Below are 24,574 nucleotides of genomic sequence, written 5' to 3'. Positions count from 1 at the left end.
TTGTGAGCCTTGGTCACTGGCCTAAAATACAGACAACTGTTTATTTTTCTGCCTGACCATGATCCAGATTCTGCAAAAACGTCCACCTGCCCTCACCCTTCGTGCCGGTCATCTGGCCCGGCAGCTGATTGCCGAGCAGGGCCTACAACCCGATCAGGTCGATATGATTCCGGGTGCTGCCGGTGGTCCAAAAGGTATTGGTATTCAGGGACTGGATCAGGCCATTTTTGGCGAGTTTTTGCCGCAGTCAGCGCAGCGCCGCACCCTGATTGGTTCTTCAATTGGCAGCTGGCGTTTTGCCAGCATTCTGGCCTGGGGCGCCAAAGCAGGTACCGAACGGCTGGCAGACTTATATACCAATCTGAGCTTTCATAAAAAAATGTCACGGCAGGACGTCAGTCATGTCTGCCGCGATATGCTGTTGAATCTGGTCGATGGCAAGGCACAGCAGCTGGTCGATCATCCGGATTATCATCTGACCGTGCTTTCGGTAAAAGCGCAGCATATTTTCCAGAGTGACCGTGCACTGGCCCTACTGGCCTCGGTGGCTGGTATTGTCAGCGGCAATGCACTGGCGCGCAAACATAACCGCCTGTTTATGCAGCGCGTGATCAGCCAGCCAGCTCAAGGCAACCAGTTTCAGGTGCAGGATGATTTCTTTACCCATTATCATGCGCTAACGCCGGACAATGTCACCAGCTGGCTGATGGCTTCGGCCTCAATTCCGGGCGTGATGTCCGCAATTCGGGATATTCCGGAAGCGCCGGGCAGCTACCGCGATGGCGGCCTGATTGACTATCATATTGACCTGCCGTTTCAGAGTCAGGGACTGGTGCTGTATCCGCATTTTACCGATAGCATTACCCCAGGCTGGTTCGACAAAATGCTGAAACACCGCAAAGCCAATCCGGACAATCATGCACGAACCCTGCTGATTTCACCATCAGCCGAATATTTACAGTCTTTACCCCTGGGCCGCCTACCCGACCGCAAAGACTTTAATTTAAAAGGTATGGATCAGGCACAGCGCATTCAGCTCTGGAAGCAATGTATTGCAGAAAGTCAGCGTCTGGGCGATGAGTTTTTAGAACTGGTCGAAAAGCAGTGTTTGCCGGAGGTGTTACAGCCGCTTTAAACAGGACGATAAATGAATGTTAGAGTGGTAACATCCTGAGCGAAAATAGGCAAAGATTTTTTCCTGCAAGCCGGTCAGATACCGTACACTATAGCGTTTGCGCACTGGCGTAATCTCGTTTTTCTGAACAAATTTTGGTGACATACTCATGAATAACTTGCAATGGCTCGATGAAGTAAAATTTAACGAACAGGGATTAGTGCCAGCCATTGCACAGCATCATCAAACCGGTCGGGTATTGATGGTGGCCTGGATGAACCGCGAAGCGCTGGCCTTAACCGCAGAAAAAAATCAGGCGGTGTATTTTTCCCGTTCACGCAACAAACTCTGGCACAAAGGTGAAGAATCCGGTCACTTCCAGACGGTGCATGAAATCCGTCTGGACTGCGATGCTGATGTGATTATCCTGCAAATTGAACAGCATGGCGGCATTGCCTGCCATACTGGCCGTGAATCCTGCTTCTATCGCAAACTGACTCCGAATGGCTGGGAAATTGTTGATGCGCAGCTAAAAGACCCGAATGCGATTTATGGCGAGAAGTCCAGCAATCCGCACACCTTGGCCATGAATGCCTCCACTGCGCAATCTGAACAGGTCGAAATTCTGAGCTATTTAGGCAAAATGATGGCTGAACGTAAAGCCGCCGATCCGGATTCTTCGTATGTGGCCAAGCTGTATCACAAAGGCCTGAACAAGATTCTGGAAAAAGTTGGTGAAGAAAGCGTAGAAACTATTCTGGCAGCCAAGGAATATCAGGCTGCAGCTTATGAAGACAATAAAAATGACCTGATCTATGAAGTGGCTGACTTATGGTTCCACAGCCTGGTCATGCTCGGCTATTTCAATCTGGACCCGCAACTGATTCTGAATGAACTGGCACGCCGTCAGGGCTTATCCGGTCTGGTGGAAAAAGCCAACCGTACTCAGGCTTAAGCTGTCGCCCTGTGTCTGAGCTGAAGAAACCGACCGCCACCTATGAGCAGGCCACTGCCATTGATAACGCACGTCTGGGCAAATCCTTCAAGGTGATTGCCTATGCCGGCACAGGGAAAACCACCACCTTGCAGATGATCAGTGAAGCCATGCCGGAGCGGCGTGGCATGTATCTGGCCTTTAACAAATCCATTGCCGCAGAAGCGCAACACAAGTTTCATCGCAATGTCGATTGTCGCACCTTTCACTCGCTGGCCTTTCGTAGTGTTCCACGTGGAGTCACCGACAAACTGCGCCTGCCGCGCCTGAGTCCGAGTTTTATTGCCAAGGAATATCGTCTCGAGCCAATTACCCTGCGCCGGATGATGGGTGGCCGCTATGAAAAATATGTGCTGATGCCTTCACGGCTGGCCAGTCTGGTGGCCAATGCAGTTGGCTATTTCTGCTCGACCAGCTCGCAATATCCGGCACCACGGCATATTCAGGCACCGAACTGGCTACATCCCGATGATGCCGAGCTGCTGCAAAAACATTTGTATCCGGCAGTAGAACGGCGCTGGCTGGAATCGATAGATCCGAACCATCAGGCCGGAATCGGTCATGATATTTACCTGAAACTGTGGGCACTGTCGGAACCGAATATTCCGGCCGATTATGTGCTGTTTGATGAAGCGCAAGATGCCGACCCGCTAATGCTGGGGATTCTGCTCAAACAGCGTAACACCCAGGTGATTTATGTTGGCGATGCCCATCAGCAAATTTATGCCTGGCGCGGTGCCATCAACGCCATGCAGCAACTGCCTTTGCCGGAGTCGCGCTTAACCACCTCATTCCGTTTTGGTCCGGACATCGCCATGACCGCCAATGCCATTCTCGGCGGTTTAAATGAAACTGTGCCGCTGCTCGGCAACCCGGATTTACATTCCAAAGTGGTGAACAAGCCGCATACCAAACAGCGTGATGCGATTTTATGCCGCACCAATGCCCGGGCGATGGAATTGCTGCTGGCCGGTCTGGTACATGGTGACAAGGTCAGCCTGCAGGCCGATCATGTCAAACTGAACCGCTTTGTCGATGCCGCCAGTATGCTGAAACAGGGCCGCCGCGTCACCGATGTGCCGGAACTGGCCTGGTTTAACTCCTGGCACGATGTACATGAATATTGCGAAACCAATGAAGGCAGCGACATTAAGCCGCTGGTAAAACTGGTGGATGATCATGGTACCGATCCGCTGAAAAAGGCGCTAGCCAAAATCACCCCGATTGGTCAGGCGGACTATATTATTTCAACCGCGCACAAAGCCAAAGGGCTGGAATGGGACCGCGTGCATCTGGAAGATGACTATCAGTTCAAGGTCAATGAACGTGATCATAAAATTAGTGATGAAGAGTTACGATTACTGTACGTGGCCTGCACACGTGCTAAAGTAAGCTTAAATATCCATCATATTTACGATCTGGTGCAACAGCTGAAACAGCAGATGCCGGTGTCCTTGCGTAAGGCGGTGGGTTAAAGCATGCAGGTGACCCATGAAAATTCAGTCTGTCCAGTTCAAGCACATCACCCACTTTACCGACCTTCAGCTACAACTGCATCCGCAGCAACAGCCTGTGGCCTTAATTCTGGGCAATCAGAGTTCCGGTAAAACCTCGCTACTGCGCTTCACCTATCAGGCACTGACCTGGTTTGCTGCCCGCTATAAAGATTTACGCACCTCCGGACTGGTCATGCTTGATCAGGACATTATGCACACCCGGCTGCAGTCCAAAATTGACCTGTGCGTGTGTTTTCCCAAAGACATTGGCAGCCTGCCGGAAAGCAGCGATGCCCAGCAGCAGGACCGTCAGTGCTGCGACTGGCAGCTGTACAAAACCCTGAACAGCAACGGCGTCGGGGTCAGCAAGGCTGAAACCCAGAAACTAGAAAAAATGGTCAGCCTGTACCAGCAGGCGGTAAAACAGGACCCGCTACAAGGCCTGCCATTAATTGCCTATTATCCGGCCGAACGTTTTGTCAATGAAGTCAATCTGCTGAGTAAAAACAATCCGCTGATTTTTCAGGCTGCACATGCCTATGAAATTTCTGCTATCCCCTTCACCACCTTTACACGTTTTTTTGAGTGGTTCCGGGAAATTTCCGATATTGAAAATGCTCAGAGCGCCCAACTGATTGAACAGTTATTACATCCGCAGCATCCCGACGCAGAACCTCCACGGCGTGACAAACTGATGCAGGCACATGCCCAGATGCACGCGCCAAGTCTGCAGGCCCTGCGCGATGCACTACAGATTGTACTGCCAGAACTGAGCCAGATTTATCTACAATATCATCCAAAACTGCAATTAATGGTCACCTATCAGGGCAAAACCCAGCTGTATCAGCAGCTGTCCAACAGTATCCGCAACTGGATTGCACTGGTCGGAGATATTGTGCGGCGTTTATGTCTGCTGAATCCTTATAGTCTGTATCCGACTCTAGAAGGCGACGGCATTCTGCTGATTGATCAGGTCGATCATCAGCTTGATCAGGATATGGCCTCGGTAATTCTGGCACGTTTGCATCAGGCTTTTCCGGCACTGCAGATTATTGCCACCGGTAACCGCACGGCACTCTTGGAAAATGCCGAAGACTATCAATGTTTAAGACTGGATCAGCAGCAATTGCATCCAATTCATTTGCAACCGGTGCAGGAACAGCTGGACGCTATTTATGCCCAGTTTATGCAGACTGAAGTCAGCAGCAGCGATGAAAGCCTGAGTGAAGCGGTACAGGAGCCCACCAGCATAGATGACATCTATCAGCAGATTCAGCAGCAACTGAGTGCCGAACAGCAGGAAGCCTTGCTGAAACGGCTGCAAAATGATGATGACACCTCGACCCCGCATCCGTTGCCTTAAATACGGCTTTGAATAGAGGGGAATATCGGAAAATCAGCCGAAAAAATCCGGTCTGATCTAACAATTTCATCCTGAAAAAAGTTCGGCGGCGTATAATGTCTGCCGTGTGCGCAAAAACAAATTGATGTTGTTTTATTCATGTAATAAAATCAATCAGATTTATATTTTTATAGTAAAATCCGATTTTCTATAAGTTTCTCAAGTTGCGCAACACAACTTGTTTATTTAGACATAATTCTATTTTTCGGCTTTCAAGATTGAGTATTTTGGACTGCTCCTTGCATTCCTGTAATCCTTGAAAGATAAGATTCACCCTTAGGTTTTGAACCTATCAAGACAATGGATACGAGTGTGCTATCGATTATTATATTGCTACCGCTGGTACTTGGCACAACCCTTGTCTCGTGGCTGAAGCAATTCTCGCGCGGGGTAACGGCTTTAGGGGCGATAGGAGTCAGTTTAAGCAGTCTGATCCTGTTACTGACTCAAGCAAAGGATGTCTTTAATGGCGCCACCATCATTCAGTCATGGTCGTGGCTACCCCAGTTAGGGATTGATTTAAGCTTTCGCCTGGATGCTTTAGGTTTATTATTTTCTTTGCTGATTACCGGTATCGGTACCCTCATCTTTATTTATGCTTATTATTATTTAAGCCCCAAAAACTCCCTCAGCAAACTGTATCTCCTGCTCATGCTGTTTATGGCAGCCATGCTCGGGATTTCATTGTCGAATAACCTGATTATCCTGCTGGTGTTCTGGGAACTGACCAGTATTTCCTCCTTCCTGCTGGTGGGTTACTGGAGCAATTACGAAGCGGCTCAACGCGGCTCACGTATGGCCCTGACCATTACCGGCATGGGTGGCTTGGCTATGCTCGGTGGTTTTGTCCTGCTCGGACAGATCACCGGCACCTATGAGCTAGACCAGATTCTGACCATGACCGATCAGATTCAAAGCCATGCGCTGTTTGTACCCAGTTTATTGCTGATTTTACTTGGCGCCTTTACCAAAAGTGCCCAGTTCCCGTTCCATTTCTGGTTGCCGAATGCCATGGCGGCACCAACGCCGGTATCGGCCTATCTGCACTCCGCGACCATGGTGAAAGCCGGAATTTTCCTGCTGGCACGTCTGCTGCCAATTTTTGCCGGCGCAGCGCTGTACCATAATCTGGTGACCTTTGTTGGTCTGTTTACCCTGTGTATCGCGGCTTTCTTTGCCATTTTCAAAGAAGATCTGAAAGGTCTGCTGGCCTATTCTACCATCAGCCATTTGGGCCTGATTGTCTGCCTGCTCGGGATTGGTTCTCCGCTGGCCGTAGCTGCAGCCATTTTCCATATTATTAACCACGCCACCTTTAAAGCGGCGCTGTTCATGATTGCCGGGATTATTGACCATGAATCCGGCACCCGTGATTTACGCAAACTGAGTGGCTTATGGCAGCTGTTACCGTTTACCGGTACGCTGACCATGATTACGGCTGCGTCGATGGCAGGTGTGCCTCTGTTCAACGGCTTCCTGTCCAAAGAAATGTTCTTTACCGAACTGCTGGCCAATTTAAGCGGACCGGTGGTGGTGATCTCGGCAATTGTGGCGACACTGGCCGGTATTTTTGCCGTGGCCTATTCGGTGCGCTTAGTGCATGGCGTGTTCTTCGATGGCCCGATTGGCAAAGACGTACCCAATAAAGATGCACATGAACCGCCAATGGGCATGCGCGCACCGGCCCTGATTCTGGCGATTTTATGTATTGCGGTCGGCCTGTTCCCTGCCCTGCTGGTTGAGCATCTGGTCAATAGCACCACCCGTGCCAGTACCCAGCTGATGAATTTTGAAGGCACCCATCTGGCCATCTGGCACGGCTTTAACCTGCCATTGCTAATGAGTGTGATTGCGCTGGTGGGCGGTCTGGTGATGTATTTTGCCCTGGCCAAAGGCGGCCGTATCCGCGAGATTGATCTTGATCCGGCATTGGGCCGCTTACAGGGACGGGTGTTATTTGACCTGTTCTTAAAAGGCCTATTGCTGAACTCGCGCCGCTTTAAACGCCTGACCGAAAACGGCTCCCTACAAAGTTATCTGTTCTGGATTCTGGTGTTTACTATTGCACTGGTGTCGGTGCCGCTGCTGAATCAGGGGATTGGTACCGGTACGCGTGAGCTGACCCAGGCACCTGCAATTGCCATTGTCTTGTGGCTGCTGTTATTCAGTGCCTGCTGGATGATGCTGTGGTTCCATCATGAACGGATTAAAGCTGTCCTGATCAGTGGCGCCGTCGGTCTGGTGGTAACCATGATCTTTGTAACCCTGTCGGCTCCGGATCTGGCTCAAACCCAGATTACCGTCGATGTGGTGACCACCGTCTTGTTACTGATGAGCCTGTCGCTGCTGCCACAATTAACCCCGTATGAATCAAGCAGCACCCGCCGCTGGCGCGATGCCGGGATTGCAATTCTGGCCGGTGCTGGTATTAGCTGGCTGGCTTGGTTAATCATGACCCGTGATCACAACTCGATTTCATGGTTCTTTAATCAGCAGTCAATTCCACTGGGCGGCGGTACCAACGTGGTCAACGTGATTCTGGTCGACTTCCGTGGTTTCGATACCTTCGGCGAAATTACCGTACTCGGTATTGCTGCCATTGGCGCCCTCTGCCTGATGGATGGGATGCGTGCCCACGGCACCACCATGACGCAGGGCCTGACCTATCGTTTTAACCCATCTCCACTGATGCTGCGCATGACCGCTTCCTGGATTTTACCGGTGGCCTTAGTGGTCAGCCTGTATATTTTCCTGCGCGGGCACAATCTGCCAGGCGGTGGCTTTATTGCCGGACTGGTCACATCAATGGCACTGATCATTCAGTACATTGCCATTGGTCAGGACCAAACCGAGCAAATGCTGAAAGCCAAATCCGGACGTTTATATGAAATCTGGATTGGTTCCGGTCTGACCATTGCCGGCCTGACCGGGATTGCAGCCTGGTTCTGGGGCCGTCCATTCCTGACCAGTGCACATATTTATGTCAATCCGCCGGTGATTGGTGAACTGCATTTGGCTTCAGCGGCACTGTTTGATGTTGGAGTTTACGTTACCGTTGTCGGGGCAACCATGTTGCTGATTTCCGTGCTGGGCGACTCGCGTCATTCCAGTATGTCTGGTCCAATTCCTCGGGGGTAAGCATGATTAGTATCGAATTTTTAGTCGCAACCTCTGTAGGTTTACTGGTCGCCACCGGCGTGTACCTGATCTTAAGGGCACGTACCTTTCCGGTGGTACTGGGCCTGGCCATGATTGGTTATGCAGTCAATATTTTCCTGTTCGCCATGGGGCGGATTCAGCTGAATGCGCCGGCCATTTTAACCACGGCGGCGCAATCCACCGACCCTTTACCGCAAGCACTGGTGCTGACTGCTATTGTAATTGGCTTTGCCACCACTGCCTTTGTGGTGCAGCTGGCCTTACGCAGCCGTTATGAATCGGGAACCGACCATGTGGATGCCAAAGATGATCCTGCTTTACTTGACCCACGTGAGGATGAGCCATAATGCATGACTTTATCCAATTATGGGCGCAACACACTCCTATTCTCAGCATCCTGCTGCCGGCTTTTACCGGTTTTATTCTGGTGCTGCTGGGCAACCCGGGTTCGGGTTCGCTGTCGTATGACTGGCGCCAGCCGTGGCGTCGTGGCATCAGCCTGATTTCGACTATTCTCGGACTGGGCTTGGCGATCAGCTATCTGATGCTGGCCAAAACCGGCCAGATTACCGTCTACAACCTGTCTGAATGGTCGGCTCCATTCGGGATTGTACTGGTGCTGGATCAGCTGTCTGCGCTAATGCTGGTACTGACTTACGGTCTGGCCTTGCCAGTGCTGTGGTTCGCCTGCCAGCAATGGGATGAACGCGGCCGCTACTTCCATGCCATGTTCCATTTCCTGATGATGGGCTTGTGCGGGGCTTTCCTCACCGGCGATTTATTTAACCTGTTCGTATTTTTTGAAGTGCTACTGCTGGCTTCTTATGTGCTGTTGCTACATAGCCAGGGCAAACCGCGCTTTCAGCTTGGGGTGCATTATGTCACCATCAACCTGCTGGCTTCAGCACTGTTCCTGATTGGTCTGGGTATGATTTACGGCAGTGTCGGCAGCCTCAACATGGCCGATGTGGCCCGTTTAATACCGACGCTGGCAGAAGATCAGCATCGTCTGGCGGTGGTCGGCGGCTTGATCCTGTTTATTGTGTTCGGGATTAAAGCGGCGATGCTGCCGGTCGGCTTCTGGTTACCGAAAACCTATGCCGTAGCGGCAACGCCTGTGGCGGCGATCTTTACCATTATGACCAAGGTCGGGATTTATGCGATTTTAAGGGTCAATGGGACGGTCTTTGATGATGAACTGAGCCAGAAAATTCTCAGCAACTGGTTATTGCCAATTGGCCTGATTACCTCGCTGTATGGCGTCATCGGCGCAATTGGGGCAGAACGCTTACGCCGTTTTGTCGGTTTTATGATGCTGTCGTCGATTGGGACCATCCTGATTGCGATTGCCCTGTTTAGCACCCAGGCCTGGACGGCAGCGTTGTATTATCTGGTACACAGTACCTTAATTGCCGCTGCCTTCTATCTGTTCTGCGGCTGGGTCACGGCGCAGCGCGGTGAATTTAAGGATCACTTTAATATCGCCCCGCAAATGAAACAGCATAAAGTGATGTCAATTACCTATCTGCTGATTGCACTGATGATTGCCGGCCTGCCGCCTTTTAGTGGCTTCCTCGGTAAAGTATTCTTGTTACAGGCCACGGCTGATGCGCCTTATCAGGGCATTATTATTGCCGTGGTGCTGCTAGTTGGTTTACTCAGTATTCTGGCCCTGACCCGGGTTGGCTTTATCCTGTTCTGGCGCGCATCGCGTCCGGAAGATGATCCGGACAATGACGCCTATCACAGCTACCAGGCCCTGCCAGCCAAGGCCCCGAAAGGCAATGATAAGGCCATTTACCTGTTATTGGCAGCACTGGTGGCTTATGTGGTTTTTGCTAATCCAATCCAGCGTTATGCCTTTAGCACGGCCCAGCAAATGCAGAACAACCGTCTGTATGAAATGGCGGTGTTAAAGCAGGATGAAACCGGCCAGGTGATTAGCGTCCAGCCTTATGATCCAAACTATTTGCCAGAAACCAAATACAGTGGTGAAAAACCGGACCCGAATGCCAAGCTGATTCCGTATGTAATCAGTCCAAATACACTGGAAGGTGAGCATATTTCGGACTATAAACAACGTCAGATCAATCAGCAGATTGAGCAGGACGCCGCCAGCGACGACCTGCCACAACTTAAACCTATGGAGCCATAACTATGCAAAAGACATCGTTTTGGGATATCTGGCTGCCACATCCCTTTGTTTCGGTGATTGTGGCCATTAGCTGGTTGTTACTGGCACATAGTGTTTCTGCCGGCAATCTGCTGATGGCATTGATCCTGAGTATCCTGATTCCGCTAATGGTCAAACCGTTTATTGCCCGCACCCCGAATATCCACTGGGTGCCAGCCTTTAAACTGTTCTGGGTGGTGGTCTGGGATATTATCCTTTCCAATATCCGCGTCGCCAAACAGGTGCTGGGACCCACCGATGCGCTGCATCCGAAATGGTTCCGTGTACCGTTGGAGACCGAGCATGAACAGGTCAACACCCTGCTGGCGATGATCATTACCACCACGCCGGGGACGGTCACGGCCGGTATTGACCAGGACCGTGGCGATATTCTGGTGCATGCCTTAAGTACAGATGACGAAGAAGCTGAAATTGCCCTGATCAAGAGCCGTTATGAACAGCCGCTGATTGAAATCTTTAACGTCAAGACAGGAGCGGCCTCATGATGATATTGCCTTATGCGCTTGGCATCTGCCTGATTGCCATTGCCGGCTCGATGTTTATGTGCCTGATTCGCCTGATTATGGGACCGTCAATTGTGGATCGTCTGCTGGCGCTGGATACCCTGTTTTTAAATGCGACCTGTCTGATTGTGGTGCTGGGCATTTACTGGACCAGTACTTCACTGTTTGAAGGTGCGTTACTGGTGGCGATGCTGGGCTTTGTTTCAACCGCTGCCCTGGCCCGTTACTTCACCTCTGGCCACGTGATTGATTAGGAGAACAGCATGCAACTGATGATGGAAATCCTGGTCTCCATTTTCCTGTTAATCGGCACCTTCTTTATGCTGGTCGGCGGAATTGGCATGATTCGTCTGCCGGACCTGTTTATGCGCCTGCATGCCCCGACCAAGTCCAGTACCTTAGGTCTGGGCAGCTTCCTGATTGCTGCCATTATTTATTCGGCTTATCTGGGTCGCTTTGGTTTTGCCGAAGTGCTGATTACCCTGTTTGCCTTTATTACCGCGCCGGTATCGGCCAACCTGATGGCACAGGCAGCCCTGCATTTACGTCTGCGCTCGATGAGTGGTGAAGTCCCAGAAACCCTGGAACGTCCGCTACCATGGCAGCGTAGCCGTCGCCGCGCCTTTACAGATCGTGAACCACTGGGCAGAATCAAACCCTCTAAAGACGAATAAGTCTTCGCTTCATCTTCTAAAAAAACCTGACCCGGATTGTTCCTGGTCAGGTTTTTTATGTGCTGTCTCAACCGCCCTGCCCTTGCCTGATTGCAATCTTAAAGCGCTTGTTTCTGCTGAAAGATAAGCAAGTTAAGCAATTCCGGATGACATAAAAAAAGCCACCCGAAGGTGGCTTTTTTGCATAGACCTGCTGGCCTACTTATTCTTCATCTTTTTTTGCATCGGCAGCTGGTAAATCTTTTACTGCTTCTGCAATCAGACCAAACATATAGTTACCGTAGGCATTGGTTTTGTCGTAATGGAAACGCAAACGCGGCGTAATCCGGGTCTTGATCCGACGGCTCAGCTCATGGCGCAGGAAACCGGAGGCTTTGTTAAGCACATCCAGGGTTTCCTTGTTTGCCGCTTCACTTTGCTCATCGCCAAGTTCACGACCCATTACGGTCACATACACTTCGGCATAGCCTAAATCTGGGCTGACTTTCACCGCCGAGATGGTCACCAGACCACCCAGACGTGGATCTTTCAGCTCCTGGCGGATCAGGTCGGACAACTCGCGTTGTACCGTATCTGCCATTCGCTTAAGACGCTGACTACCCGCCATTAAAGACTCCGTTTAATTAGTTGGACATCGTACACTTCAATCTTGTCTTGTACTTTGATGTCTTTATAGCCTTTGACTGCAAGACCACATTCCATACCAGCACGGACTTCTTCCACCACGTCTTTATAACGACGCAGAGATTCAAGTTCGCCCTGGAACACCACCACATCATCACGTAATACGCGAATCGGCTTGTTACGGTGTAAAGTACCTTCCAGTACCATACAGCCTGCTGCTGCACCGAACTTGCTTGAGTGGAATACTTCACGGACTTCCGCCACACCCAGAATCGTTTCACGGTGTTCTGGTGCCAGCTTGCCGCTCATCGCATCTTTCACGTCATCAATCAATTGATAGATGATCGAGTAGTAACGGATGTCGATACCGTCAGCATCGGCTTTTTGACGTGCAGTATTGTCGGCACGAACGTTAAAGCCCAGCAGTACCGCTTCTGAAGATTCAGCCAGCGTTACGTCAGATTCAGTGATCGCACCGACACCTGAACCAATCACACGGACTTTCACTTCATCCGTTGAAAGCTCGGCCAGTGCCACGTGTAATGCTTCCAGCGTACCACGTACGTCAGTTTTCAGTACCACATTCACAATCGGCACATCTTTCTTGCCCATAGACGCCATGATGTTCTCAAGACGCATTGCAGACTGACGCTCAAGACGTTTCTGACGTTCACGATCCATACGCGCATCAGCAACTTCACGCGCTTTCTTCTCGTCATTGACCACTAGTACTTCATCACCCGCCATTGGCGCTTCTGGCAGACCCAGAATTTCCACTGGAATTGATGGACCAGCAGACTTGATGCGTTTACCGTTTTCATCGGTCATGGCACGTACACGGCCATAAGATGAACCGGCAAGTACCAAGTCACCCACTTTCAGGGTACCGTTTTGAACCAGAATCGAGGTCACTGCACCACGGCCTTTATCAACACGTGCTTCAATCACCACACCTTGTGCTGCACCTTCTTCAGAGGCTTTCAATTCCATCATTTCTGCTTGAATTGAAATCAGGTCAAGTAATTCGTCAATGCCGGCACCGGTATGCGCGGAAACTTTGGCGACTGGAACATCACCGCCCCATTCTTCAGGCACGATTTCCTTGGTGGTTAATTCGTTCAGTACGCGGTCTGGATCAGCTGAATCTTTGTCCATCTTGTTGATGGCAACAATGATTGGCGTACCCGCTGCACGCGCATGGTCAATCGCTTCTGCAGTTTGTGGCATCACGCCATCATCTGCTGCAACCACCAACACCACGATATCAGTCGCTTTGGCACCACGTGAACGCATCGCGGTAAACGCGGCGTGACCCGGAGTATCTAGGAAGGTGATGATACCTTTGTCTGTTGTCACATGGTAAGCACCGATATGCTGGGTAATACCACCGGCTTCGCCTTGTGCCACTTTAGCACGGCGGATACGGTCAAGAAGCGAGGTTTTACCATGGTCAACGTGACCCATGATGGTAACAACAGGTGGACGCGTAGTTTGCTCACCACGTGCTTCTTCAGCCGCTTCCAGCAGGTTGTCTTCTGCCGCAGTTTCAGACACCAGCACCGGATTGTGGCCCATTTCTTCAACCACAAGCACCGCAGTATCCTGATCAATGGCCTGGTTTTGTGTGACCAGCTCACCCATCTTCATCAGGGTCTTGATTACTTCACGTACTTTAATTGCCATTTTCGCAGCCAAGTCAGCCACAATAATGGTTTCACCAATTTCTACATCATAAACCTGTTTTTTCACCGGTTTTTCAAAGCCATGCTTGTTGGCCTGACTGGTTTTTAAACCACGTTTATGCGAGTTGTCACGGAATGACTGTTCTTCACCACGACGGCCGCCTTTCTTCTGGCCACGGGTATCTTTGGTTCCGCCACCACGTTTGATTTCACGGTCTTCTTTGGCAAATGAATCTTCATACGCCTGACCCACCAGACCTGCGGCCAATGGTGAATCATCAATTACGCGAATGGTCGGTGCAGCATCATCAGATGAATACTTCGATGCCATTTTACGCATTTGCTCAAGGGTACGTTGCTGCGCTTCTTCAGCTGCCTTACGACGTGCAGCTTCTTCAGTCGCTTTCAACTGTGCTGCCTGTTCTTCACGGGCGCGTTTTTGCTCAGGCGTTTCAACCACTTTAACCTGGGCTTTCACCACTGGCTTGTTGGTTGATTTACGCTTCACCACCACAGCGGCTTTAGAAGTTTCCTGTTTGGCGGTTTCCTGTTTCGCAGCAGCACGCATTGCTTCTAAGGCCTGTTTGGCTTTAGATTCGCCTTTGCTGGCAGCTTCTGGCGCAGCTTTTGGCTTCGCCGGTTCACGGGCTTGCTGTTCAGCTGCTTTGGCTTCTGCTTCAGCCTGTGCTTTAGCCAAAGCTTCTGCTTTGATTTGCTCAGGGTCTGGCTTGACAAATGTATGCTTCTTGCGCACTTCTACATTAATTGTTTTCGCCTTACCTGACGTACTTGCCACTTTAGCAGTACTGGTAGTTTTACGTTTCAACGTGATTTGTCCTGCATTACCCGCATCTTGACCATGTACTTTTTTCAAGTGGGTCACGAGGGTATCTTGTTGTTCAGTGGAAATAATGTCGTCAGCTTTACGTTGCGGTAAACCTGCATCACGAACCTGCTCCAGGAGTTTCTCAACTGGACGTCCTACGCTGAGCGCTAACTCTTTAATCGTCTTGTCCGTCATACATTACCTCCTAGTTAAACCATGATTCGCGTGCTTTCATAATGAGTTGACCCGCTTTGTCAGCACCTAGACCTTCAATATCTGCGATATCGTCGGTGGCCTGGTCTGCCAAGTCATCAACGGTCACTACACCACGAGCAGCAAGCGCATAGGCGATCTCTTGTGTCATCCCTTCCATTGCCAGAAGTTCGTCACTCGGATCCTGAATATTTTCTTGCTGTTTTAACGCATCTGCCAAAGCCACTTCTTTGGCACGACTTTGCAATAATTCAACCAGCTCGGCATCAAGCTCAATTTCATCAAATGTTTCTGCTGGTACATAGGCAATCTCTTCCAGTGAAGTGAAGCCCATTTCAACCAGTGCCATCGCCAGGTCTTCTGCAATGTCCAAACGCGATACAAACATATCCAGATATTGCTGCGCTTCATTTTGCTGACGCGCGTAATATTCTTCTTCCAGCATCATGTCCAGTTTATAACCGGTCAGTTCAGATGCCAGACGTACGTTTTGACCTTGTGAACCAATGGCACGGGCCAATTGATCGCTGGTGGCAAAAATAATGTCAGCAGTACGTGCATCTTCATCAATCACGATACTCGATACATCAGCCGGCTCTAAAGCGCTGGCAATGTACTGTGCCGGATCATCTGACCACACCACCACATCAATACGTTCACCATTAAGTTCCTGCTGGACTGCCTGGATACGCGTACCACGCATACCAATACATGCACCAACCGGATCAATACGATGATCGTTGGTTTTCACTGCAATCTTAGCACGAACGCCTGGTTGACGCGCAGCCGCCTTGATTTCAATGATTTCTTCAGAAATTTCAGGAATTTCTTTTTTCATTAACGCCATCAGCATTTCAGGTTTCGCACGTGACAATAGTAATTGCGCACCACGACCTTCACGGTTGACGTTAAATAAAATGGCATTCACGCGCTGTTTTGGACGCAGAATTTCCTTTGGAATCATTTCTTCACGTGCCAGATACGCTTCGGCATTGTCACCTAAATCAATGATAAAGCCATCTTTGGTCTGCTTTTTCACTTCACCGTAAATCAGCTCGCCCACTTTGGCTTCATAAGCATCGGCAACGAGTGCACGTTCTGCTTCACGAATTTTCTGAACAATTACCTGTTTGGCAATTTGCGCCGCAATACGACCGAAATCAATTGATTCCACTTCAAGTTCGCGAATGTCACCAATTGACCACTGCGCCGGATCGACATCAGAAATCGCATCCTGACATGCTGGCATTTCATGATCTTCATCCGCCACCACTTCCCATTGACGGAAAGTACGGTAGTCACCTGTTTTACGGTCGATTTCTACACGTAAACGTGCTTCTTCCGCATTTGTGCCTTCGTAAAATTTCTTTTTCGTCGCAGCAACAAGAGCCTGCTCTAGCGCCTCAAAGATTGCTTCACGACTTACACCTTTTTCGTTACTAACCGTTTCAACGACGGTAAGAATTTCGCGTGCCATAAGTCACCTATTTTAGATTCTTATTTATTGAATTAATCTTGATAAACCAGATTGGCCTTATCGATATTGTGGCTGTCAATTTCCAGCACTTGCTGTTTTTCAACTTCAACCTGAATGGTTTCATTTTCAAGGTCAACTGCCACCAGTTTCGCCTGGAATTTACGACGGTTTTCTACCGCGCTAATCAAACGCAAGGCAATGGTCTGGCCAATATAGGCAGGAAGCTGTTCCAGCTGGAAAAACGGACGATCCCAACCTGGTGAAGACACTTCGAGTGCATATTCACCTGAGATCGGATCATGAACGTCCAAAATGGCGCCCACTTGCTGAGTCACGCGCACACAATCCTGTACGCCTACACCACGACCCTGCTCGAGTTCACCGTCTTCATTCAGGACCGGTGCGGCATTTTCATCAACCGCTTTGTCGATATAAATACGCAATAGTGAGCGTTTACCTTGTGGCAGGAATTCAATTCCCCACAAATCTACATCACAGGCTGCAACTGCGGGTGCAATCAAGTCCTGGAGTGCCTGGGTTTTATTTGATAGCTTCATTTACTCTCGTCATATGGGTGCGATTCAATGGCCTGATCTGACCACTACAGTCTCATTCAAGCTATAGTAGTAGTGAAACATGACACTTGAGTTTATGCCGTATCCGGCTCATATCGACACTACACGATAGCCAATAAAAAAGGGCGTAAATCGCCCCTATTATTACACAGAAAAACCAATGTCCACTGTGCAAAAAGGCCCACCTTGTTGTGAGCCTCTTAAGAAACTTGGTAGCGGGAGCTGGATTTGAACCAACGACCTTCGGGTTATGAGCCCGACGAGCTACCAGACTGCTCCATCCCGCATCAACGTGCAAAAATTATATACAAAATATGCGCAATTTTCAATGAAAATCGTATGTCCTGTATATGGCGTTATTTATCGCTGAATAATGAGTAACAAGCGTCAGATTCAACCAACATGAAATATATTACTCAACCATTAAAAATGGTAGCGGGAGCTGGATTTGAACCAACGACCTTCGGGTTATGAGCCCGACGAGCTACCAGACTGCTCCATCCCGCATCAGCGTACAAATAACTCTTCTCAGCTCAAGAAACTTAAGCCGCCTTTTAAAGTTTGCATCTTTAAAAAGGATTGATTGGTAGCGGGAGCTGGATTTGAACCAACGACCTTCGGGTTATGAGCCCGACGAGCTACCAGACTGCTCCATCCCGCATCAACAGAAGTTTTGCTGCATACACCAAACTTATGTTCTGGATTATAAGTTTGGTGCGGAAGGGGGGACTTGAACCCCCACGCCCGAAAGCACTACCACCTCAAGGTAGCGTGTCTACCAATTCCACCACCACCGCAGCTGTGACGCATTCTAGTCGCATCACCGCGAAAAATAAAGGCCTAATTGCAATTATTCGCCAGTTTGAGGTGTAGTTGGTGAAGAATCAGGCAATGTTGCCGGCGCGGTTGTGGTCGCCGGAATTGATTTTAAACTGTAGGCATCGGTGGTTTGCTGTTTGGCAAATACCGCCAGGGTCAGACTGGTGATAAAGAACAAAGCCGTTAAAATTCCAGTCAAACGGGTCATAAAATTACCCGAACCAGAGGCACCAAATACGGTCGCCGCACCGCCGCCACCAAAAGAAGCACCAGCATCTGCCCCTTTGCCGTGCTGAACTAGAATCAGCACAATCATCAAGACGGCTAAAATAATATGTACTACCAGCACAAAAGTTTGCATGCTGAACTCCTAATTATTGTGTATTGGCAAAGGCCTGCGCAATTTGATGGAACGATGCCGCATTTAAAGAAGCACCGCCGACCAGCGCGCCATTAATATCTGGGCAGGCTGCTAACTCTACTGCATTTTCCGGCTTAACACTACCACCGTACAGAATAGCCATTTGCGGACCATAGCTGGTCAGCTGGGTCAGACCTTCACGAATTTTGGCATGCATGGCCTGTGCATCTTCAGGCGAAGCGGTTTTACCGGTACCAATCGCCCAGATTGGCTCATAGGCAATTACAATATTCTGCCACTGCTCTGCCTCAACCACTGCTGCAATGTCACAAATCTGCTGTAACACCACCTGCTCGGCCTGGCCACTTTCACGCTGCTGCAGGCTTTCACCGACACAGTAAATTACGGTCAGACCGGCTGCCAGTGCATTTTGAATTTTTGCATTTAGAATTTGCACATTTTCAGCAAAAATTTCACGGCGTTCTGAATGACCGACTAGTACAAAGCCAATCTGGCTGTCTTTTAATAGCTCGGCACTCACCTCACCAGTATAAGCACCTAAACCAGCAATACGTGAAACATCTTGTGCCACGGTATACACCGGACGTACCGCAGTTTTCAGCTGTTCCTGAACACTGCCCAATGCGATTGCAACTGGCGCAACCCCTAAATGACACTGTGCGGCATCAATGGCCTGCTGTTCTAATAATGTTTTAAATTCTGAAACCAGCTGTTGCGCTTCTGCTTGCACTGGGTTCATTTTCCAATTGCCAATCACCCAAGGCGTAATCGCCGAACCCGACATACAATACCTATTCAAATACCTATGTTTCAATCGCGCACATTCTACACGTAAATCGGTTCAGGGCAGAACAATTTGTTGCAGCATTTTTAGATCTACAGTCTAAATAAGCCCATCTGAACACCGGCTTAACAAAAAATCTTTGCCGATTAATTGCGACTGGTTCATGCTTTTAGGGGATACTTAGGTGGTGACATCATTTTCAGATATGGTATTTTTATGCAACAAAAGTATAATTTTGTGATACCAATTATAAACAAACTTTTTTGATTTTTTTTAAGGACGTTGGGGAATGTCAGTACAACAAGCAATGCCTAGATTTACAGGTTTTATTCGGCGACTGGTCGAAGAAGGGCTTGTGACGGCTGAAAATATGCAGCAAGCCATTGTCGCGGCGAAAAAAGCCGAGACCGATATTGTGCCGTATTTAATTCAGCAGTTGCAGATTTCACCGCTGACCATTGCTGAAAAAATTTCCTATGAATTTGGTGAACCGATTTTTGACTTGGCGGTGTACGATTCGCGTCTGATTGTACGTGAAGGTCTAGATGAAAAACTGTTCACCAAATACCGAATTCTGCCCATTTTCCGACGTCACAATCAGCTTTATATTGCTACCAGTAACCCAACCAATATCGAAGCCATTGATGCGATCCGCTTTAACAGCAAGCTGAATATTGAAGTGGTGATTGTTGAGCATGACAAGCTGGAACGGCTGATTGAACAGAACTTTACCGAAGACAGCACCTTTGACTTTGATGAAGACTTTGATCTAGAAGTTGGCGACAACGCTCCCGAAACACAAGAAGATAACGATGAGCCACAAGGCGATGAAGCCCCAATCGTCAAATATATTAACAAGTTACTGGTCGATGCAATCCGTATGGGTGCCTCGGATTTACACTTCGAGCCTTATGAAAAAAGCTACCGGGTCCGTTACCGGATTGACGGCGTTTTGCGCCAGATTGCCAATCCTCCGTTACAGCTGGCCACACGCCTCGCCTCACGTTTAAAAGTTATGTCACAAATGGACATCTCGGAAAAACGTATTCCGCAGGATGGCCGGATCAAGCTCAAGCTGTCAAAAAACAAAGCCATCGACTTCCGTGTCAACTCATTGCCGACCCTGTTTGGAGAAAAAATCGTACTGCGTATCCTCGATCCATCTAGCGCCATGCTGGGGATTGATGCACTTGGTTATGAACCGGAGCAAAAAGAGCTGTTTATGGAGGCGCTGGACAAACCACAAGGCATGTTGCTGATCACCGGCCCGACCGGTTCCGGTAAAACCGTATCTTTATATACCGGCTTAAACATTCTCAACCGCGAAGACACCAATATTTCTACCGCCGAAGATCCGGTGGAAATTAACCTGGAAGGCATCAATCAGGTCAACGTCAACCCGAAAGTGGGTCTGACCTTTGCCGCAGCACTAAAATCATTCCTGCGCCAGGATCCGGATATTGTCATGGTCGGTGAGATCCGTGATCTGGAAACTGCAGAAATTGCCATTAAAGCCGCACAAACCGGTCACATGGTCATGTCGACGCTGCACACCAACAGTGCACCCGAAACCCTGACCCGTTTACGCAACATGGGCGTCCCCTCATTTAACATCGCCACCTCGGTGAACTTGGTGATTGCCCAGCGTCTGGCACGTCGTCTGTGCCAGAAATGCAAGGCCCCGGTGGAGATTCCACGCCAGAGCCTCTTGGAACTCGGTTTTACCGAAGAAGATTTAAACCAGCCAGAGTTCCAGCTGTATCAGCCGGTTGGCTGCCCGGAATGTCGTGAAGGTTATAAAGGCCGTGTCGGGGTCTATGAAGTAATGAAAGTCACCCCGGAAATCTCACGCATTATTATGGAAGATGGTAATGCCTTGCAAATTGCAGCAGCCTCGGCAAAATCCGGGTTTAACAATTTACGCCGTTCAGGATTAATCAAGGTCATGCAGGGGGTCACTTCTTTACAGGAAGTGAATCGTGTGACCAGCGAATAGATGAAGCATTTAAAATAAGGATAAACACGCATGGCTGTCAAAAAAGCACAGATGATGCCCACCTTTATTTATGAAGGGATTGACCGCAAAGGGGCAAAACTTAAAGGGGAACTGCCAGCACGTAATATGGCGCTGGCCAAGGTCACGTTGCGCAAGCAAGGGATCACCATCAAAACCATCCGCCAGAAGAAGAAAAATATTCTTGAAGGCTTGATGAAGAAAAAAGTCTCGACCCTGGACATCACGATTTTTACCCGCCAGCTGGCGACCATGATGAAAGCCGGTGTACCGCTGGTGCAAAGCTTTGAAATTGTGGCTGAAGGTCTGGAAAACCCGGCCATGCGTGAAGTGGTATTGGGGATTAAAGGCGAAGTCGAAGGGGGCAATACCTTTGCTGGTGCACTGCGTAAATATCCGCAACATTTCGATAATCTGTTTTGCTCGCTGGTTGAATCGGGTGAACAGTCGGGTGCTCTAGAAACTATGCTGGACCGGGTAGCGATCTATAAAGAAAAGAGCGAATTACTCAAACAAAAAATCAAGAAAGCCATGAAATACCCGGCAACGGTGATTGTGGTGGCGGTGATTGTCACCATTATCCTGATGGTCAAAGTGGTGCCGGTGTTTGAAGAACTCTTCACCTCTTTTGGTGCCGACTTACCAGCCTTCACCAAAATGGTGGTGAATATGTCGCAGTGGACCCAGAAATACTGGTTTGTGCTGATTATTGTGGTCGGCTTTGCGATTGCAGCTTTTCTGGAAGCCAAGAAACGCAGCAAGAAATTCCGTGACCTGCTGGACAAAGCCGCCCTGAGAGCACCAATTTTTGGTGATCTGGTGTATAAGGCGATTATCGCGCGTTATAGTCGTACCCTGGCCACCACCTTTGCTGCCGGTGTTCCCTTAATTGATGCACTGGAATCCACTGCCGGCGCCACCAACAACGTGGTTTATGAAGAAGCAGTAATGAAAATCCGTGAAGATGTCGCCACCGGTCAGCAGTTGCAGTTTGCCATGCGGGTCACGGATAAATTCCCATCCATGGCCGTGCAGATGGTTGCGATTGGTGAAGAATCCGGTGCGCTGGATGCGATGCTGGATAAAGTCGCTACTCACTACGAAAACGAAGTCGATAACGCCGTCGATGGCTTAACCTCGATGATGGAACCACTGATTATGGCCGTTCTCGGGATTCTGGTCGGCGGTCTGGTGGTCGCGATGTATCTCCCAATCTTCCAAATGGGCTCTGTGGTTTAATGCAAGAATTCATTCATTATCTGATTCAACACCCAACTGCGCTGTATTTCGTAGTTGGGATTTTTAGTTTATGTATTGGCAGTTTTCTGAATGTGGTGATTTACCGCACGCCAAAAATGATGGAACAGGAATGGCGCAATGACTGTCAAATGCTGCTGCATCCTGAACAGGCCATCATTGATGAAAGTAAAATCAGCCTCAGTCAGCCAGCCTCGACCTGTCCGAAATGCCACAGCCCGATTCGCTGGTATCAGAATATTCCAGTAATCAGCTGGCTGCTTCTACGTGGCAAATGTGGCCAATGCCAAAACCCGATCAGTATTCGTTATCCTTTTATTGAACTGCTGACCGCAGTGTGTGCCTTAACCGTAGTCGCGGTTTTTGGCCCGACCCTGCAAATGCTGTTTGGCCTGGTGTTGACCTATGTGTTAATTGCCCTGACCTTTATTGATTTTGACACCCAGCTGCTGCCTGACCGCTATACCCTCCCCCTGGCTGCACTCGGCTTGGGGGTGAACAGCTATGCCCTGTACACCTCCGCTAGCTCTGCCATTTGGGGATATATCATTGGCTTTTTATGTCTGTGGGTGGTGTATTACCTGTTTAAACTGGTGACTGGCAAAGAAGGTATGGGCTATGGCGATTTTAAATTGCTGGCCGCCTTAGGTGCCTGGATGGGCCCGCTGATGCTGCCGCTGATTGTGTTGCTATCTTCTCTGGTTGGTGCAATCATTGGCATTATTTTGCTGAAAATCCGCAAAGAGAACCAGCCTTTTGCCTTTGGCCCTTATATTGCCATTGCCGGCTGGATCGCCTTTTTGTGGGGTGATGCAATCATGAAGCTTTATTTAGGTCAATAAGGACAACAGGATGACATTTGTTTTGGGTTTAACTGGCGGCATTGGCAGCGGTAAATCGGCAGCAAGTCACTGGTTTGAAACCCAAGGCATTGTGGTGGTCGATGCAGATGTGGTGGCACGTGAAGTGGTTGCGCCAGGCCAGCCGGCCCTGAACCAGATTCATCAGGCCTTTGGCGACTGGGTCCTGCTCAATGGCGAGCTCAACCGCCGTGCCTTACGCGAGCATATTTTTAAAGAACCGGCAGCACGCAAAACCCTGGAAGCGATTACCCATCCGGCCATTCGCCAGTCGATCATCCAGCAGTTACAGGCAGCCCGCAGTGCCTATGTGGTGCTGGTGTCTCCACTGTTATTTGAAAGCAACCAGCATGAACTGACCCAGCGCAACCTGTTAATTGATGCCTCTGAAGAACTGCAGATTCAACGCGCCTCACAACGCGATGGACAAAGTATCGAACAAATTCGCAAGATTATTCAGGTACAGATGTCACGCGCAGACAAACGCCAGCGGGCAGATGATATTGTGCTGAATGATGGTCATCTGGAGCATCTCTATGCCCAGCTTCAACCCTTACATCAACACTATCTGACTTTGGCGCAACAGCAGCAGTCGGTTTAAGACGGCTTGTTTTGTCGTTCGATTTGCTGGCTTAAGCTGTCTTTCCGGCCCCACCAGCGCCAAGGCTGTAACGCCCCAATGCCCATACCAAGCAGACCACAGACAATCGCCAGGCTCAATGGCTCATTCAGTAACGGTACCGCCAGAATAGCGGCAATAAACGGTGCCAAGGTCACAATACTGCCAGCCTTAAAAGCACCTAAACGCTTAATCGCTTCGACATAGCTGAGCGTGGCAATAATCACCACAAAAATTCCATGAAACAGGGTCTGGCCGATTAAATGCAGTGGTTCGGGACCACTCAGGTTTTTTGGAAAAAATAGGCAATAAATAGGCACATACACCAAAGCTGACCAGATGGCTACACTGGCCATAGAATGCCAGGCCGACAGCTTCCATTGCCGCAACAGCACCGTAAAGACGCCCCACCATAAGGCACTCAGGAAAAACAGCAGATCGCCAAAACCGAAAGCGACACCGGTTTCCTGATACATCAGCAGACTCATGGCAGCAATCGCCAGCAGCATGATCAATACGCTGATCCAGGTATGCCGGTCAAAGGGCTGTCGAAACAGCAACCAGGCCGCCAGTGCAGTACATAAGGGAATACAGCCATTCAAGAAAATCGCCGCATGCGCCGCTGGCACAAAATGAAATGCACTATAAGCCGTCAGGCAGTAACCGACACCGCCAATCATCGCCAGGATAAAGGACTGTCGGGTCCATAAAAATGCCGTATCTTTGCGATATAGCAAAACCGGCATCAGCAGGCAAAAGGCCAGCATAAAACGCAAGGCCACCAGATCCCAAGCACTAATGCCCCACAGGGCACTTAAACGGGTACTCAGGGTAAAGCCACCCCAAATACACATGGTGATGGCCAGTAACAGATAGCCTTGCTGACGCGCGTTGATCATTAAGATG

Annotated in this window: 21 protein-coding genes and 4 tRNA genes; 14 read left to right on the top strand and 11 right to left on the bottom strand. The window is 49.5% G+C overall.

What is annotated here, in order from left to right; all coding sequences use genetic code 11:
- Positions 1–58: 58 nt before the first annotated feature.
- From FTU50_RS03700 to FTU50_RS03655, 10 genes are all read left to right on the top strand, one after another.
- Positions 59–1,135: a patatin-like phospholipase family protein gene (locus tag FTU50_RS03700; RefSeq protein ID WP_005181814.1), complete on the top strand. Its 1,077-nt coding sequence runs from the start codon at positions 59–61 to the stop codon at positions 1,133–1,135.
- Between the two features lie 148 nt (positions 1,136–1,283).
- Positions 1,284–2,069: a bifunctional phosphoribosyl-AMP cyclohydrolase/phosphoribosyl-ATP diphosphatase HisIE gene (hisIE, locus tag FTU50_RS03695; RefSeq protein WP_005181811.1), complete on the top strand. Its 786-nt coding sequence runs from the start codon at positions 1,284–1,286 to the stop codon at positions 2,067–2,069.
- 11 nt (positions 2,070–2,080) lie between these two features.
- Entirely contained in the window at positions 2,081–3,583 is a 1,503-nt protein-coding gene (locus FTU50_RS03690) for a UvrD-helicase domain-containing protein (RefSeq protein ID WP_005181808.1), read from the top strand.
- A 16-nt stretch (positions 3,584–3,599) separates the two neighbouring features.
- Positions 3,600–4,967 carry an AAA family ATPase gene (locus FTU50_RS03685; protein ID WP_180054580.1) on the top strand — a complete coding sequence of 456 codons (1,368 nt, stop codon included), beginning with the start codon at positions 3,600–3,602 and terminating at the stop codon, positions 4,965–4,967.
- A gap of 339 nt (positions 4,968–5,306) precedes the next feature.
- Positions 5,307–8,144: a monovalent cation/H+ antiporter subunit A gene (locus FTU50_RS03680; RefSeq protein WP_104499198.1), complete on the top strand. Its 2,838-nt coding sequence runs from the start codon at positions 5,307–5,309 to the stop codon at positions 8,142–8,144.
- A gap of 2 nt (positions 8,145–8,146) precedes the next feature.
- A complete protein-coding gene (locus tag FTU50_RS03675; RefSeq protein WP_075167613.1) occupies positions 8,147–8,512 on the top strand; it encodes a Na+/H+ antiporter subunit C in 366 nt (121 codons plus the stop codon).
- Positions 8,512–10,320 carry a monovalent cation/H+ antiporter subunit D gene (locus FTU50_RS03670; RefSeq protein ID WP_168407410.1) on the top strand — a complete coding sequence of 603 codons (1,809 nt, stop codon included), beginning with the start codon at positions 8,512–8,514 and terminating at the stop codon, positions 10,318–10,320. The genes FTU50_RS03675 and FTU50_RS03670 overlap by 1 nt, the downstream gene beginning before the upstream one ends.
- Positions 10,321–10,322: 2 nt before the next feature.
- Positions 10,323–10,844 (top strand): Na+/H+ antiporter subunit E, encoded by a 522-nt coding sequence (locus tag FTU50_RS03665; protein ID WP_005181800.1) that lies wholly within the window; start codon positions 10,323–10,325, stop codon positions 10,842–10,844.
- Positions 10,841–11,116, top strand: a complete 276-nt coding sequence (locus FTU50_RS03660; RefSeq protein ID WP_005181799.1) for a monovalent cation/H+ antiporter subunit F — start codon at positions 10,841–10,843, stop codon at positions 11,114–11,116. The genes FTU50_RS03665 and FTU50_RS03660 overlap by 4 nt, the downstream gene beginning before the upstream one ends.
- A 9-nt stretch (positions 11,117–11,125) precedes the next feature.
- Positions 11,126–11,536, top strand: a complete 411-nt coding sequence (locus FTU50_RS03655) for a Na+/H+ antiporter subunit G (protein ID WP_016659653.1) — start codon at positions 11,126–11,128, stop codon at positions 11,534–11,536.
- Positions 11,537–11,738: 202 nt separating this feature from the next.
- On the opposite strand, the gene FTU50_RS03650 is transcribed toward FTU50_RS03655, so the two are convergent.
- The 10 genes from FTU50_RS03650 to tpiA form a co-directional block, all read right to left on the bottom strand.
- Entirely contained in the window at positions 11,739–12,143 is a 405-nt protein-coding gene (locus FTU50_RS03650; RefSeq protein ID WP_005181793.1) for a ribosome-binding factor A, read from the bottom strand.
- Entirely contained in the window at positions 12,143–14,863 is a 2,721-nt protein-coding gene (gene infB, locus FTU50_RS03645; RefSeq protein WP_005181788.1) for a translation initiation factor IF-2, read from the bottom strand. The genes FTU50_RS03650 and infB overlap by 1 nt, the downstream gene beginning before the upstream one ends.
- Positions 14,864–14,873: 10 nt before the next feature.
- A complete protein-coding gene (gene nusA, locus FTU50_RS03640; RefSeq protein ID WP_005181786.1) occupies positions 14,874–16,358 on the bottom strand; it encodes a transcription termination factor NusA in 1,485 nt (494 codons plus the stop codon).
- A gap of 32 nt (positions 16,359–16,390) precedes the next feature.
- Entirely contained in the window at positions 16,391–16,915 is a 525-nt protein-coding gene (gene rimP, locus FTU50_RS03635) for a ribosome maturation factor RimP (RefSeq protein WP_005181784.1), read from the bottom strand.
- A gap of 228 nt (positions 16,916–17,143) precedes the next feature.
- Positions 17,144–17,220 (bottom strand) — tRNA-Met (locus FTU50_RS03630).
- A 143-nt stretch (positions 17,221–17,363) separates the two neighbouring features.
- A tRNA-Met gene (locus FTU50_RS03625) sits at positions 17,364–17,440 on the bottom strand.
- 77 nt (positions 17,441–17,517) lie between these two features.
- Positions 17,518–17,594: transfer RNA gene (locus tag FTU50_RS03620), tRNA-Met, on the bottom strand.
- 51 nt (positions 17,595–17,645) lie between these two features.
- A tRNA-Leu gene (locus FTU50_RS03615) sits at positions 17,646–17,730 on the bottom strand.
- 53 nt (positions 17,731–17,783) lie between these two features.
- Complete coding sequence (gene secG, locus FTU50_RS03610) at positions 17,784–18,113, bottom strand: preprotein translocase subunit SecG (RefSeq protein ID WP_005181783.1); 330 nt, start codon at positions 18,111–18,113, stop codon at positions 17,784–17,786.
- A 13-nt stretch (positions 18,114–18,126) separates the two neighbouring features.
- Positions 18,127–18,918, bottom strand: a complete 792-nt coding sequence (tpiA, locus tag FTU50_RS03605; RefSeq protein ID WP_005181780.1) for a triose-phosphate isomerase — start codon at positions 18,916–18,918, stop codon at positions 18,127–18,129.
- A 289-nt stretch (positions 18,919–19,207) separates the two neighbouring features.
- Between tpiA and pilB the strand changes: the two genes are divergently transcribed.
- Genes pilB through coaE form a run of 4 tightly spaced genes read left to right on the top strand, consistent with a single transcriptional unit; the run spans position 19,208 to position 23,650 of the window.
- A complete protein-coding gene (gene pilB / locus FTU50_RS03600; RefSeq protein ID WP_016659655.1) occupies positions 19,208–20,914 on the top strand; it encodes a type IV-A pilus assembly ATPase PilB in 1,707 nt (568 codons plus the stop codon).
- Positions 20,915–20,944: 30 nt separating this feature from the next.
- The gene (locus FTU50_RS03595) at positions 20,945–22,171 is read left to right on the top strand and encodes a type II secretion system F family protein (protein WP_016659656.1); all 1,227 of its coding nucleotides are present in this window, start codon (positions 20,945–20,947) and stop codon (positions 22,169–22,171) included.
- Complete coding sequence (locus tag FTU50_RS03590; RefSeq protein WP_005181774.1) at positions 22,171–23,031, top strand: A24 family peptidase; 861 nt, start codon at positions 22,171–22,173, stop codon at positions 23,029–23,031. Before FTU50_RS03595 ends, FTU50_RS03590 begins: the two co-directional genes overlap by 1 nt.
- 10 nt (positions 23,032–23,041) lie before the next feature.
- The gene (gene coaE / locus FTU50_RS03585) at positions 23,042–23,650 is read left to right on the top strand and encodes a dephospho-CoA kinase (RefSeq protein ID WP_180054582.1); all 609 of its coding nucleotides are present in this window, start codon (positions 23,042–23,044) and stop codon (positions 23,648–23,650) included.
- On the opposite strand, the gene FTU50_RS03580 is transcribed toward coaE, so the two are convergent.
- A complete protein-coding gene (locus FTU50_RS03580) occupies positions 23,647–24,567 on the bottom strand; it encodes a DMT family transporter (RefSeq protein ID WP_005181771.1) in 921 nt (306 codons plus the stop codon). The genes coaE and FTU50_RS03580 overlap by 4 nt on opposite strands.
- Positions 24,568–24,574: the final 7 nt, after the last annotated feature.

The sequence above is a fragment of the Acinetobacter sp. YH12112 genome, assembly GCF_013418945.1.
Lineage (GTDB): Bacteria > Pseudomonadota > Gammaproteobacteria > Pseudomonadales > Moraxellaceae > Acinetobacter > Acinetobacter indicus.
This window is presented reverse-complemented; position numbering and strand designations above follow the sequence as displayed.